Origin of the sequence: Nitrobacter sp. NHB1, assembly GCF_036964665.1 — a bacterium.
Taxonomy (GTDB): domain Bacteria; phylum Pseudomonadota; class Alphaproteobacteria; order Rhizobiales; family Xanthobacteraceae; genus Nitrobacter.
This window is the reverse complement of sequence record NZ_JBAMDA010000001.1, coordinates 814,588-828,593: the sequence shown is the minus strand read 5'-3', so window position 1 is coordinate 828,593 and position 14,006 is coordinate 814,588. Positions and strand designations below refer to the sequence as shown.

The window sequence follows — 14,006 nt, the reverse complement described above, 5'->3', positions numbered from 1 at the left end:
ACCGAAGGCGCCCGTCCAGGCCAGAACCACTCTAAGTCAGCCACCGCGTGATACGTGCCACCGCATCGTGCATCTCGGCCGCCGAACGGGCATAGGAAAATCTCACGAACGAGCGGCCGCGAACCGGATCGAAATCGACCCCGGGCGTAGCGGCGACATGCGCCTGCTCCAGCATCTTCCGGGCAAACTCGTAACTGTCCGACGTGAACTTCGAAACATCGGCATAGAGGTAGAACGCGCCATCCGCTGGCAGGAATTCGCTTAAGCCGGCGCGCGGCAAGCCCGCGATTAAAATCTGGCGGTTCGCCTCATAACCGCGCTTCACGGTTTCCATCTCGTCACGGCCGGCGAACGCCGCCTCGGCCGCGATCTGCGACAGCGTCGGCACCGAAATCGACAGGTTCTGCTGCAACCGTTCGATCGGCCGCACCAGTTGCTCCGGCACCACCATCCAACCGACGCGCCAGCCCGTCATGCAAAAATATTTCGAGAACGAATTGATTACCAGCGCGTGCGGCGACAGTTCGGCGGCGGTCACAGCGGGGAAGGCATAGTCGAGGCCGTGATAGATCTCGTCGGAGATGAAGCGGATGCCTTCGCTTTCAGCGGCCGCCATCAGAAGCGTCAGCGCCTCGCGCGACATCATCGTGCCCGTGGGATTGGCCGGGCTGCCGACCAGCACGCCCTTCAGCGGTGTCTTGCGGTGCGCCGACAGCAGCGTCTCGCCGGTCAGGGCGTGACGGTTTTCGCTCGACGTCTCGATCAGCACCGGCTCGCAGCCGAGCGCGGTCAGGATATGCCGATACGGCGGATAGCCAGGCAACGTCACCGCAACCCGGTCGCCGGGGTCGAACATCGCGAGGAACGCGAGGACGAAAGCGCCCGACGATCCCGTGGTCACGACGACGCGTTGGGGATCGACCATGCAGCCATAGGCGTCGCGGTAGTGTTGCGCGATCCGCTCCCGCAGCGAGGAAATGCCGAGCGCGGAGGTGTAACCGATCTGGCCGCGCTCAAGCGCCGCATGGGCGGCATCCAGCGCGGTTCGGGGCGCCGGCGCCGAAGGCTGCCCCACCTCCATGTGAATGACGTCGCCGCCCTCGGCCTCGATCCGCGCCGCCGCCGCCATCACGTCCATGACCATGAAGGGCGGAACCTGGCTGCGGCCAGATGCCGCCAGCAAGGCTTTGACCCGGTCTCTCAATGTCGCATCGAGCATGGAAATCTGTTAATGCGCTTTCACCTGCGGCAAATGGCTGAAGCCGCGTTACCGCCGTATTCAGCGGGTTGTTAGGACATATAACGTATTCGAACCATGGCCAATGACTAAAGATGTGACCACGCGGCCGGGCGCGGCCGCACGCCGAGCTTTGTCGAAACTGACTGCGCTGGTCACGGTCTGCGTGCTGGCGAGTGCCTCGCTACCGGTCCACGCTCAGCGGGCCAAGGGGCCGCCGGTGTTGCGCGATACCGAGACGGAGCAACTGCTGCGCGACTATACGCGGCCGATTCTGCGCGCGGCGGGCCTGGAGAAGCGCAACATCCAGATGGTCATCCTCAACGACAAGTCGTTCAACGCCTTCGTCGCCGATGGCCGCCGCATCTTCGTGAACTATGGCGCGATCATGCAGTCGACCACGCCGAATCAACTGATCGGCGTACTCGCGCACGAGACCGGGCATCTCGCCGGCGGGCATCTCTCCAAGCTTCACCAGCAACTCGCCCGAACCCAGACCCAACTGATCATCGCCATGCTGCTTGGCGCAGGAGCTCTCGCCGCGGGAGCCGCCAGCGGCGGAAGCAACGGCGCCGCCAGCAATATCGGCGCCGCCGCGATCAGCGCGCCGCAGGCGATCGCGCGCCGCAGCCTGTTGTCCTACCAGCGCCAGCAGGAGGAGAACGCCGACCGGGCGGCCGTGAAATTCCTTAACGCCACCGGGCAATCCGCCAGGGGGATGTACGAAACCTTCAAGCGCTTCACGGACGAAAGCCTGTTCGCTGCACGCGGCGCCGATCCCTACGTGCAGTCGCACCCGATGCCGGCCGATCGCGTTGCCGCGCTCGCAGAACTCGCCAAGACAAGTCCCTATTGGGACAAGAAAGACGATCCGGCGCTGCAAATGCGCCACGACATGGTGCGCGCCAAGATTTCGGCGTTCATGGAACGGCAGGACACGGTCTACCGGCGCTATCCGAGCTCCGACACCAGCCTGCCCGCCCGCTACGCGCACGCCATCAGCACATATCTGCACGGCGATCTTCGCTCAGCGCTGGCGCAAATCGACGCCCTGATCAAGGTTCAGCCGCAAAACCCCTATTTCCACGAAGTGCGTGGGCAGGCGCTGCTCGAGGGCGGCCGACCCGAGGAAGCAATCGCTCCGCTGCGGCGGGCGGTCCAATTGTCCCATAAGGCCCCGCTCATCGAGATGTTACTCGGACAGGCGCTCGTCGCATCGAATAATAAGGCCTACACTGAAGAAGCTATTGCCATTCTGCGCGCGGCGCTGGCACGGGAGCCCGAAGCCCCGCTTGGATATATGCAACTTGCAATGGCCTACGGCCGCAAGGGCGATTATGCCCAAGCCGATCTGGCATCGGCACAGGCCGCGTCTCTGCGAGGCGATAACAAGACAGCGCGCGAACTCGCATCGCGCGCAAAAACCCGTTTCGCGATCGGCACACCGGGATGGGTCAAGGCCGACGATATCGTCTCGGCCAAGATACCCGACAAGAAAGACTAGTGGAGTGGATTTGACATTCGCTAACCACCTGCTGCGGGCTCGCAAGGCGAATGTCAAATCCAAAACTCCACTAGAAACTTATAGTTGCTAGTGGTCCCGTGGTTCTAACATTCGCAAAGGACCTGCTGAAACGGGATGCGAATGTTAGAACTGCTAGACGGCGCCAGCCACGCACCTCCGAACAACGAGATTCCCTGTCCAAAGGATTGAACAATGCCCTCGCTTCGTTTTCTTGCTCCTGCTCTCTTTGCGCTCGCACTCGGAGCAGCGCCCGTTGCCGCCTCGGCGCAGAGTTTCTCCGACAGCCAGCGCGGCGAGATCGAACAGATCGTCAAAAGCTATCTGCTCGCCCATCCCGAAATCCTCGAAGATGTCTCGGCCGAACTCAGCAAGCGTCAGTCGGCTGCCGAGGCACTCAAGCATGAGGCCGCAGTCACCAAGAACGCGGATGCCATTTTCAATTCGCCGCGCGGCGTGACGCTGGGCAACAAGAACGGCGACGTCAGCTTCGTCGAGTTCTTCGATTACAATTGCGGTTACTGCAAGCGCGCGATGGCCGACATGCTCGAACTGTTGAAATCGGATCCCAAGCTCAAGGTCGTGCTGAAGGAATTTCCGGTGCTCGGCCCCGGCTCGGTTGAAGCCGCCCAGGTCGCGGTGGCCGTTCGCATGCAAGACCCCGACGGCAAGAAATATCTCGACTTCCATCAGCGCTTGCTCGGCGAACGCGGGCATGCCGACAAGACGCACGCGCTCGCAGCCGCCAAGGCGGCTGGTCTCGACATGGCTCGCATCGAAAAGGACATGAGCAGCCCCGAAGTCCGCGCAACGCTGGAACAGAACTTCAAGCTTGCCGAGTCGATGGGCATGAACGGAACCCCGAGCTATGTGATCGGCAAGCAGGTTGTAGTCGGCGCGGTGGGTCTCGATACCCTCAAGGAAAAAATAAATACGGCGCGCTGCGGCAAGGCGTCTTGCTGATCGCTTGACACTGATCGAACGCTGAGGCCCCGCGCACAGCGGGGCTTTTTTCGTTGGCCCCCCCCTCCATGGCGTTCACGCACCGGCCCGTTTACCGCGCGTTCAGAAAACAAGTCCGGGGAACCCGGATTGCATCGGAACACACTCCTCATCGCGCCGTTGTTTGGTGGGCAAAGCAACATGTGAGGAGATACCAATGACCAAACAATTTCTTTTATCGACGGCGGCCGCGGCGCTGATCGCTGGAACAGGATTTGCTTACGCGCAGGGAACAGGCATGGGCCGGGAGGGTGCCGGCGGCGGATCGACTATGCAGCAAAACGCGCCGTCGACGGAACAAGGCCGCGGCTCCGCAACCACTCCGATGCGCAACGATGCCTCGGATTACAACGGTATGTCGCATGAGGGCACGACCCGCGGGAGCGAATCCAAGCAACACGCGCAGGACACGAAGCACGGCAAGATGCAGAACGAAAAGTCCGCCGAAGACTATGGGAAAAGCGGCGCGAGCAGCGACCACTCGAAGGGCATGCGTTCGGAGAGCCATGAATCGGGCAAGTCCGAGAAGAACATGCGCGCCGAGGAACGCAACGGGAAGTCCGATTCCTCGAAGAGCGCGGTGGACACCAACAGGTCATCAACCATGACCACGGGTCAGGCTGGTGGCGGCGCCAAGCTCTCGACGGAACAGCGCACCAAGATCACCACGGTGATCAGGGACCAGCACGTGCGACCGACAACGAACGTCAACTTCTCGATCGCCGTCGGCACGCGGGTGCCGCGCACCGTGAGTTTCCACCCGCTACCGGCGGAAATCGTCAGCATCTATCCGAGTTGGCGCGGCTATGAATTCTTCCTGGTTCGCGACGAGATCATCGTCGTCGATCCGCGGACTCTGGAAATCGTAGCGGTTCTGAACGCCTGATCGGAACTCTTCAAATAGCTGCCGCGCGGGCCGATCCAAGGCCCTCGCGGCCGCTGTGACGCAACCGAATCACAGCGCAGTTCGCCCGTCCCGTTATCGCTCGCCCCCGGTTAACGCTCCCAACCTTGGTTAACGAGCAATTTCCGTATGTTCTAAATAGCTTTTCGCGAACAAAGTGAGGTATGTGAAGCCGAATGCCAGAGGGTTCAGGCTTCCCCTTGGCCCTCTTGTTACATATAACGGCCCGAACTCCGGTGCTTGGGTGCGCCGGAACGCCTGTTTTCGGGATTTCAGATGGCTAGGACAATTTACGTGCTCAACGGCCCGAATCTTAACATGCTCGGGACCCGGGAGCCGGAAACCTATGGCCGTGCCACTCTGGCGGACGTCGAAAAGCTCTGCGCCGACACGGCCAAGGACTTCGGACTGGCCGCGGATTGCCGCCAGTCCAATAGCGAGGGCGAACTGATCGACTTCATCCACGACGCCCATGCGAAGAAGGCGGCCGGCATCGTTATCAACGCCGGCGGCTACTCGCACACCTCGGTTGCGCTTCACGATGCGCTGGTGGCGGTGAATATCCCAACCGTCGAGGTTCACATCAGCAATATCCATGCGCGCGAGGACTTCCGCCATCACTCGTTCACGGCAAGAGCCGCCTTTGCGAGCCTCTGCGGGTTCGGCATTGATGGCTACCGGCTCGCCATCGCCGGCCTTGCCGCCAGGATCGGCGCGGAAAAATCCGGCGCAAAAGTCAAATCCTGACGTATCAGTGTCATCCCACAGAAAGTTTCGGATCGAGATCATGGCCCGTCAGCCTGGAGACCCAGCACAAACCAAAACCGGCGACGAACCGCGCGAGGAAAGCGAGGTGATCCGCGAGCTTGCCGCGCTGCTCGACGAGACCAATCTCACCGAGATCGAGATCGAGCGCGACGGGCTCCGGGTCCGGGTCGCACGCAATGTCGGCGTTGGCGCGGCGATGCCCGCGAGCTATCAGCCTGCAGGGCCGATACCTGCCGCCGCGCAGGCCCCCGCCCCCGCCGACATCAGCAAGCATCCGGGTATGGTCCCGTCGCCGATGGTCGGTACAGCCTATTGGGCGTCGGAGCCCGGCGCCAAGCCCTTCATCGAGGTCGGCTCCAAGGTCACCGCAGGCCAGACGCTGCTGATCATCGAGGCCATGAAGACAATGAACCAGATTCCGTCGCCACGGGCCGGCACGGTCACGCAGGTTCTCGTAGAGGATGGCCAGCCCGTCGAGTTCGGCGAGCCGCTGGTCATTATCGAATGATGACGTTCGAACCGCGGGCGCAGTGATGTTCGACAAGATCCTGATAGCCAATCGCGGCGAGATCGCCCTGCGTATCCTGCGCGCCTGCAAGGAGCTCGGTATCGCGACCGTCGCGGTGCATTCCACCGCCGACGCCGACGCCATGCATGTGCGGCTTGCGGACGAGAGCGTCTGTATCGGACCGCCGCCGTCGAAGGACAGCTATCTCAACATTCCGGCGCTGCTGGCCGCCTGTGAGATCACCGGCGCCGATGCCGTGCATCCCGGCTACGGCTTTTTGTCCGAGAACGCCCGCTTCGCCGAAATCCTCGCTGACCACCGCCTGCATTTCATCGGCCCCAAGGCCGAACACATCCGCCTGATGGGCGACAAGATCGAGGCCAAGAAGACCGCGAAGCGGCTCGGCATTCCGGTGGTTCCGGGCTCCGACGGCGGCATCGGCCCGGACCACGACGCCATGGCGATCGCCAAGGCGATCGGTTTTCCCGTGCTGGTGAAGGCGGCCGCCGGCGGCGGCGGACGCGGCATGAAAATCGCCAAGACGCCCGACGACCTGATGATGGCGATATCGACCGCCGGCAACGAGGCCAGGGCGGCGTTCGGCGATGCTTCCGTCTATCTGGAAAAATACTTGCAGAAGCCGCGCCACATCGAAATCCAGGTGCTCGGCGACGGCCGCGGCGGCGCCATTCATCTGGGAGAACGCGACTGCTCGCTGCAACGGCGCCACCAGAAGGTCTGGGAAGAAGGCCCTTCGCCTGCGCTGACCGCCGCCGCCCGCAACAAGATCGGCGAAACGGTCGCCAGGGCGATGCGTGAGATACAGTATCTCGGTGTCGGCACCATCGAATTCCTTTACGAGGACGGCAAGTTCTATTTCATCGAAATGAACACCCGCATCCAGGTCGAGCATCCGGTCACCGAAATGATCACCGACATCGATCTGGTGCTGGAGCAGATCCGCATCGCCGCCGGCGGCGACCTTCCCGCGACTCAGAAGGAAATCGTCGTAAACGGCCATGCCATCGAGTGCCGGATCAACGCGGAGAATCCCGTCACCTTCCGGCCCTCGCCGGGCAGGATCATGCGATTCCATGCGCCCGGCGGGCTTGGCGTCCGGATCGATTCCGCTGTTTATCAGGGCTATGTGATTCCGCCCTATTACGACTCGCTGGTGGGCAAGCTGATCGTCCACGGCAAGACTCGCTCCGAATGTCTGATGAAGCTGCGCCGGGCACTCGATGAGATGGTGGTGGATGGCATCGAGACCACCTTGCCGCTGTTCCGGGCGCTGGTCCGCGAGGCGAGCATCATCGACGGCGACTATCACATCCATTGGCTGGAGCAGTATCTCGCCAGTGGCGGCCTAACGGGAGCTTGAACCGCTCCTCCGCGGCTCGGGGCCATGGCAATACCCGGAAGGTACGGGAACCGGCCTCACGCTGAGGCGTTTTAACAAAGGCGATGCACGGAAACCGTGCGGGGAGCTATTTAGGCTGTCTCAAACCAAACATGACCCATGGCGGTGATCCCCGTGAAATCATCGCGCCACGCGCTCGGCCAGGTTATCCTGCTGGGCGCAGGCCTCGTGGTGCTGACCCTGATCAGCGCGACCTCCGTGTATCTCGTCAACAAGGCGCGCGAGGATTCGCGTTGGCTCCTGCACAGCATGGAGGTCGAGAATGAAATTTCCGTCGCCCAGTTGCGGATGCGGCGCGCCGAAAGCGCGCAGCGCGGCTTCCTGCTGACGCAGCGCGCGGAATTCCGCAGCGCGTTCGACAAAGCAGCCAGCCAGATTCCGCCAAGTTTCGAACGGCTGAAGGCGCTGACGATCGACAATCCCTATCAGCAGCAGTTGCTCAAACAGATGATCCCACAAACTAATCAGCGGATCGAGCAGTTGCGGCACGGAATCGACCTAACGCAGGCGAACCGGCTCAACGAAGCTACCGAGATCGCGCGTCAGGAGGCCGACCACGACGCGATGGGACAGATCCGCGATCTGGCGGGCAAGATGCAGGCTGAAGAAGGCCGCCTGCTTGCGGCGCGAACGGCGTCGGCCGATGCCAGCCAGTCGCTCTCGGCTTCGATCACCAGCATCGGCTCGGGGCTGGTCGTGGTGTTTGCGGGACTCTCGATCTTCCTGGTGCGACGATCGAGCCGGGCGCGCGACGTGGCTGAAGCCCAGTTGCGCGACAACAATCTCAACCTCGAATCCACCGTGGAGCAACGCACCAGCGATCTCCGCGAGGCCAACGAAGAAATCCAGCGTTTCGCCTACATCGTCAGCCACGACCTGCGCTCGCCGCTGGTCAACATCATGGGCTTCACCAGCGAACTCGAGGAACTGCGCGGCGACATCTTCAGGCGGATCGCGGGCCTGAGCCGGCCGGACCGCCTCCCGCCTCCGGCGACGGAAGATCCGGCGGCCGTCGTTGAACCGGTTCTCGACGAACCTGACAAGCAATTGTCGCAGGACTTCACCGAGGCACTCGGGTTCATCAAGTCGTCGATCGGCAAAATGGACCGGCTGATCAGCGCGATCCTCGTTCTCGCCCGCGAGGGCCGCCGCGAATTCCACCCCGCCCCGATCGCCATGCGCGATCTGATCGAGAACATCGCGTCGACCGTGGCGCATCAGGCCGCCGAGGCCAACGCCCAAATCCGGGTCGGGCCGCTACCCGATATCGTCAGCGACCGCCTCGCGATCGAGCAGATTTTCTCGAACTTGATCGATAACGCGCTGAAATATCTGAAGCCCGGTGTCCCCGGCGACATCGCTATCCACGGCCGGCGCAAGCTTGGCTTTGCGATCTATGAAATCACCGATAACGGCCGCGGCATCGATCCGAAGGACCACCAGCGTATCTTTGATCTATTCCGCCGGGCGGGCCCGCAGGATCGGCCTGGTCAGGGCATCGGCCTCGCGCACGCCCGCACGCTGGTCCGAAGGCTCGGAGGAACCATGTCGGTCGCTTCGGGACTTAACACCGGAAGCACATTTAGTGTTACTCTTCCGGCCGCATGGGCAGGCAGCAATGGGGACAAGCAACCATGAGTACGCCAGTCACCATTATCATGATCGAGGACGATGACGGTCATGCCCGGCTGATCGAGCGCAATATCCGGCGTTCAGGCGTCAACAATGAGATCAAGCCGTTCAACAACGGTACAGATGCCGTCGATTACCTGTTCGGTGCGGATGGCAGCGGCCTGGCGCACAAGGGCGAGGCGTTGCTTATCCTGCTCGACCTCAACCTGCCCGACATGACCGGCATCGATATCCTGCGACGGGTGAAGGAGAACAAATATCTGAAGTTCGCGCCGGTGGTCGTGCTGACGACGACCGACGATTCCCAGGAGATCAAGCGATGTTACGAGCTCGGATGCAACGTCTACATCACGAAGCCGGTGAACTATGAGAGCTTCGCCCACGCGATCCGGCAACTCGGCTTGTTCTTCTCCGTCATTCAGGTTCCGCAAGCCGTTCCATGAGCGACAAGCCTACCCTTTTATACGTGGATGACGACAAGGCCCTGGCCCGGCTGGTTCAGCTCGGCCTGACACGTCATGGATTCTGCGTGGAGCACGCTCCCGACGGCGAAGCCGGGCTCGCACGCATCGCGCAAGGCGGCATCGATGTGATCGCGCTCGACCAGTACATGCCGGGCCTCGACGGGCTGGAGACGCTGGCGCGGATTCAGGCGATCCCCGGCGCGCCGCCGGTGGTGTTCGTCACCGCGTCGCAGGACTCGAAGATCGCCGTGACCGCGCTCAAAGCTGGCGCCGCCGACTATCTCGTCAAAGATACGCTCGGCGAGTTCGTCCCCCTGCTGCAGGTCGCGGCCGAAGTGGCGATCCGGCAGGCGCGCATCCAGAAGGCGCACGACGACGCCGAGGCCGAAATCCGCGCCTCGCGCGACCGCTATGCGGCGCTGGCCGCCGAGCGCGAGGTGCTGCTGCGCGAGGTCAATCATCGCGTCGGCAACAGCCTCCAGATCATCGCGTCGCTGCTGCACCTGCAGGCCAATTCCAGTCCCGATGAAGGCGTCAAGGCTGCGCTCACCAACGCAATGGGCCGCGTGGCGGCCGTGGCGCAGGTGCATCGCCGGCTCTACACCTCACACGACCTGAACAGCGTGCTGCTGAACCAGTATCTTCAAGCGCTGCTCGAGGATCTCCGGCGCTCCGCCGAAGGCAACCGGATGTCGCGCCTCGACCTGAAGGCCGAACCCGTCGAGATCGATCCGGATCGCGCCGTGGCGATCGGAATCATCGTCAACGAACTGGTGATGAACGCGGTCAAATACGCCTACCCCGACGGCCCCGGCCCGATCCACGTCGAACTCGCGGTCGACGGCGGCGACGTCGAGCTATCGATCACCGACGACGGCGTCGGCCTCCATGCAAGGACCGATCCGCACTCGACGGGAATGGGCCAGCGGATTGTTTCCGCGATGGCGCAGAAACTCGACGCTCAGGCCGAGCGTGATCCGACCCATGCCGGCACGCGTATCGTGTTGCGATTCCGCCGCGAGTTTTCACCGGCCGCGAAACCCAGGTCTGCAATCGTGGCCTGAGCACGGGCAACCAATGGTAAAAAACACGCCTCTGCGCACCTAGAGCGTTTTCGAGCGAAGTGGATACCGGTTCGCGTCAAGAAAACGCGTCAAATCAAAATCATAGAGCCCCGCTTCTGATTCCATCAGAAGCGAAAAGGCTCCAGAGTCTGATTCAACTGCGTTGAATCAGACTCTGGCCTTATCCTTTTGATCGAGCATGATCTTATCCGAAAACCGGTTTCCACTTTTCGGGATCATGCTCTAGCAGATTATCGGCCCGGCAGCGCTTCAGCTCTGCTATAATGCGCATGATGTCCCGCGAGACCGCCTCCTCCGAGATCACGCCCGAGCTGCTGCTGCGCGCCTACGCCTGTGGCATCTTCCCGATGGCGGAAAGCGTCGACGACCCGACGCTGTTCTGGGTCGAACCGAAGCTGCGCGGTGTGATCCCGCTCGAGAATTTTCGGGTTCCGTCGCGGCTCGCGCGCACGGTGCGATCGGACAGTTTCGCCGTGACCGTCGATACCGCCTTCAACGCGGTAATTGACGGCTGCGCCGCTCCGCAGCCTGGCCGTGACAATACCTGGATCAACCGCCGCATCCGGGAACTTTACGTCGCCTTGCACGAACTGGGCCACTGTCACAGCGTCGAGGTCTGGCAGGGAGACGAACTCGCGGGCGGCCTTTATGGCGTCAGGCTCGGCCGGGCGTTTTTTGGCGAGAGCATGTTTCATATCGCGCGGGACGCCTCGAAGGTCGCGCTGGTGCATCTGGTCGCCCGATTGATCGCGGGCGGCTTCCTGCTGCTCGATACGCAATTCGTGACCGATCACCTGCGCGGGTTCGGCGCGATCGAAATCCCGCGCAGGCGCTACCGGGCGCTGCTGGACGCTGCGCTGGAAGGCCATGCCGATTTTGCGGCCCTGCCGCTTGACCGGCCGGTTCCCGGCGCGGATGCGCTCAGGATCATGGCCGACCGTGCGTAAGAGCCACCAGCGCGATTCTTTCAAAAATCCGATATGCTGCCTCAAAAGCCGGCCAGGGGCGCTTGTCGGCAGCCGCCCATTCCGAGGATTCTTGTTGATGCGTGCAGTACTCTTGATCGCTTCGGCCATCATCTGCTCGTGCACGACTGCTCACGCACAAGCCTGGGACAGCCGCTATCCGGTCTGCATGGTGATTTACGGGCCGATCGCGTACAACGACTGCCGGTATATGACCCTCCGGCAATGCAGGCCGCTGGCGTCGGGACGTCCCGCCCAATGCGTGGAGAATCCGTTTTTCGGCGACCCGAAGGACGGCTCGAATCGGCGGTCGCGCCGACGGCACGGCCGTTGACTGGAGCGCGTGTCCGGCTTCGCGATCGTGCGGCCCGCTTCAGAGCCTTTTCGCTTCTGATGGAATCAGAAGCGAGGCTCTATGATTTTGATTTGACGCGTTTTCTTCACGCGAACCGGTATCCGCTTCGCTCGAAAACGCTTCAGTCCAGTTCGACGACGTGACCGTTCTCCAGCGATACCCGCCGGTCCATCCGATCCGCGAGTTCCATGTTATGCGTCGCAATCAGCATTGCCACCCGAGTCGCTTTCACAAGCTGCATCAGCGCATTGAACACATGATCCGCGGTGTGGGGATCCAGGTTGCCGGTCGGTTCATCGGCCAACAGCACACGCGGCGCATTGGCGACGGCCCGCGCGATCGCGACCCGTTGCTGTTCGCCGCCGGATAGTTCCGCCGGACGATGGGTGACGCGGTCCTCGAGGCCGAGATAGGCGAGAATTTCGCGCGCGCGCTTGACCGTCTCCGAGCGTCTGAGGCCGCGGATCATCTGCGGCAGCATGACGTTTTCGAGCGCGGTGAATTCCGGAAGAAGACGGTGAGATTGATAGACGAACCCGACATCGGTGCGCCGAATCCGGGTGCGCTCCATGTCCGAGAGGCCCGACGTCGCGGTTCCTCCGATATAAACCTCCCCGGCATCCGGACTCTCGAGCAGCCCGGCGATATGCAGCAAGGTCGATTTGCCCGATCCCGAAGGAGCCACGAGTGCGACGGACTGGCCTGCCCACAAGGCAAGCTTCGTGCCGTCCAGAATGGTCAGTCTTGTTTCGCCCTGCGTATATTGACGCCTGATGTCGTGAAGATAAACAACCGGTACCTCCTTTGCCCCCTGCTCCATGTCCGTCGCTCACTCGTACCGCAAGGCGTCGACGGGATCGAGGCGCGCGGCACGCCACGACGGATAAAGAGTCGCGAGAAACGACAGTGTCAACGCCATGATTACAACAGCGCCGGTCTCCCGAAAATCGATCTCAGCCGGCAGTTTGGACAGGAAGTAAAGCTCCGGCGAGAACAGCTCGGTGCTGGTGAGCCACGACAGGAATTCCCGGATCGACTCGATGTTGAGACAGATCACCAGCCCGACGATAAAGCCGGTGAGCGTGCCGACGACACCGATCGCAGCCCCGGTAATCAGGAAGATACGCATGATCGATCCCTGCGACGCCCCCATGGTGCGCAGGATCGCGATATCGCTGCCTTTGTCCTTGACCAGCATGATCAATCCCGAAACGATATTCAGCGCCGCAACGAGGACAATCAGCGTCAGGATCAGAAACATCACATTGCGCTCGACCTGGAGCGCATTGAAAAACGTCGAATTCCGCTGCCGCCAGTCGACCAGAAACACCGGCCGGCCCGCGGCTTCTGTCACCGACTTGCGAAATTCATCGACCTTGTCCGGATTGTCCGTATAGATCTCGATCGCGGTGACATCGTTGGCGCGATTGAAATAGGCCTGCGCCTCGGACAGCGGCATGAACACGAAGGTGGAATCGTATTCGGACATCCCGATCTCGAACACCGCCGCGACCTTGTACGGCTTGATGCGCGGAGTCGTGCCCATGGGGGTCACAGCCCCGCGCGGCGCGACCAGTGTGATGCTGTCGCCCGCGTGCAGCGAGAGCTGATCGGCAAGGCGCCGGCCGATGGCCACGCCCTGCCCGTCGTCAAATCCCTCGAGCGTACCCTGTTTGATATTTTTGGCGATGGAGGTGAGATTATTGAGGTCAGCGGCCCTGATGCCCCGGACGAAAACGCCGGCGGCATTATACGGCGAAGACGCGAGCGCCTGGCCGTCGACGACAGGCGCGGCGAGCCGTATACCCGGCACCTGACTGATGCGGTCGGCAACATCCTTCCAGTCGGTGAGAGGCGACTCCAGCGGCTGAACCAGCAGATGCCCGTTCATGCCAAGAATCTTGCTGAGAAGTTCCGTGCGAAATCCGTTCATGACGGCCATCACGATGATCAACGTGGCGACGCCGAGCATGATGCCCAGGAACGAAAAGCCGGCAATGACCGAGATGAAACCTTCCTTCCGCCGCGCCCGCAAATAGCGCCCGGACAGCATCCACTCGAAGGCGGCAAAGGGCTTGGTCCGGAGCGGCTCGTTCATGGTCTCATCCATCGTTCGATAATCCCATGATTCGCGGCCAATTGTG

General features: G+C 62.1%; 14 protein-coding genes. 11 read left to right on the top strand and 3 right to left on the bottom strand.

Translation table 11 applies throughout. The annotated features are described in order from the left end of the window. Positions 1–31: 31 nt before the first annotated feature. A complete protein-coding gene (locus V4R08_RS03970; RefSeq protein ID WP_335578144.1) occupies positions 32–1,219 on the bottom strand; it encodes a pyridoxal phosphate-dependent aminotransferase in 1,188 nt (395 codons plus the stop codon). A gap of 103 nt (positions 1,220–1,322) precedes the next feature. Here V4R08_RS03970 and V4R08_RS03965 point away from each other — a divergent pair, with 103 nt between their 5' ends. The 11 genes from V4R08_RS03965 (at position 1,323) to V4R08_RS03915 (ending at position 11,841) form a co-directional block, all read left to right on the top strand. After that, a complete protein-coding gene (locus tag V4R08_RS03965; protein WP_335578143.1) occupies positions 1,323–2,741 on the top strand; it encodes a M48 family metalloprotease in 1,419 nt (472 codons plus the stop codon). 213 nt (positions 2,742–2,954) lie between these two features. After that, positions 2,955–3,722 carry a DsbA family protein gene (locus V4R08_RS03960; RefSeq protein ID WP_335578142.1) on the top strand — a complete coding sequence of 256 codons (768 nt, stop codon included), beginning with the start codon at positions 2,955–2,957 and terminating at the stop codon, positions 3,720–3,722. A 196-nt stretch (positions 3,723–3,918) separates the two neighbouring features. After that, positions 3,919–4,647, top strand: coding sequence for a DUF1236 domain-containing protein (locus V4R08_RS03955; protein ID WP_335578141.1), 729 nt, complete (start codon positions 3,919–3,921; stop codon positions 4,645–4,647). A 294-nt stretch (positions 4,648–4,941) separates the two neighbouring features. Next, a complete protein-coding gene (gene aroQ, locus V4R08_RS03950; protein ID WP_335578140.1) occupies positions 4,942–5,412 on the top strand; it encodes a type II 3-dehydroquinate dehydratase in 471 nt (156 codons plus the stop codon). 40 nt (positions 5,413–5,452) lie between these two features. Then, the gene (gene accB, locus V4R08_RS03945) at positions 5,453–5,941 is read left to right on the top strand and encodes an acetyl-CoA carboxylase biotin carboxyl carrier protein (protein ID WP_335578139.1); all 489 of its coding nucleotides are present in this window, start codon (positions 5,453–5,455) and stop codon (positions 5,939–5,941) included. Positions 5,942–5,966: 25 nt separating this feature from the next. After that, positions 5,967–7,322: an acetyl-CoA carboxylase biotin carboxylase subunit gene (gene accC / locus V4R08_RS03940; protein ID WP_335578138.1), complete on the top strand. Its 1,356-nt coding sequence runs from the start codon at positions 5,967–5,969 to the stop codon at positions 7,320–7,322. A 144-nt stretch (positions 7,323–7,466) separates the two neighbouring features. Continuing rightward, a complete protein-coding gene (locus V4R08_RS03935) occupies positions 7,467–8,999 on the top strand; it encodes a sensor histidine kinase (protein WP_442935677.1) in 1,533 nt (510 codons plus the stop codon). Then, a complete protein-coding gene (locus V4R08_RS03930) occupies positions 8,996–9,436 on the top strand; it encodes a response regulator (RefSeq protein ID WP_335578136.1) in 441 nt (146 codons plus the stop codon). Before V4R08_RS03935 ends, V4R08_RS03930 begins: the two co-directional genes overlap by 4 nt. Then, positions 9,433–10,521, top strand: coding sequence for a sensor histidine kinase (locus V4R08_RS03925; protein WP_335578135.1), 1,089 nt, complete (start codon positions 9,433–9,435; stop codon positions 10,519–10,521). The genes V4R08_RS03930 and V4R08_RS03925 overlap by 4 nt, the downstream gene beginning before the upstream one ends. Before the next feature lie 290 nt (positions 10,522–10,811). Next, the gene (gene aat, locus V4R08_RS03920; RefSeq protein WP_335580175.1) at positions 10,812–11,489 is read left to right on the top strand and encodes a leucyl/phenylalanyl-tRNA--protein transferase; all 678 of its coding nucleotides are present in this window, start codon (positions 10,812–10,814) and stop codon (positions 11,487–11,489) included. Then, the gene (locus V4R08_RS03915; protein ID WP_335578134.1) at positions 11,410–11,841 is read left to right on the top strand and encodes a DUF3551 domain-containing protein; all 432 of its coding nucleotides are present in this window, start codon (positions 11,410–11,412) and stop codon (positions 11,839–11,841) included. The genes aat and V4R08_RS03915 overlap by 80 nt, the downstream gene beginning before the upstream one ends. Positions 11,842–11,983: 142 nt before the next feature. On the opposite strand, the gene V4R08_RS03910 is transcribed toward V4R08_RS03915, so the two are convergent. After that, positions 11,984–12,682: an ABC transporter ATP-binding protein gene (locus V4R08_RS03910; RefSeq protein ID WP_335578133.1), complete on the bottom strand. Its 699-nt coding sequence runs from the start codon at positions 12,680–12,682 to the stop codon at positions 11,984–11,986. 9 nt (positions 12,683–12,691) lie between these two features. After that, the gene (locus tag V4R08_RS03905) at positions 12,692–13,972 is read right to left on the bottom strand and encodes a lipoprotein-releasing ABC transporter permease subunit (RefSeq protein ID WP_335578132.1); all 1,281 of its coding nucleotides are present in this window, start codon (positions 13,970–13,972) and stop codon (positions 12,692–12,694) included. Positions 13,973–14,006 lie beyond the last annotated feature (34 nt).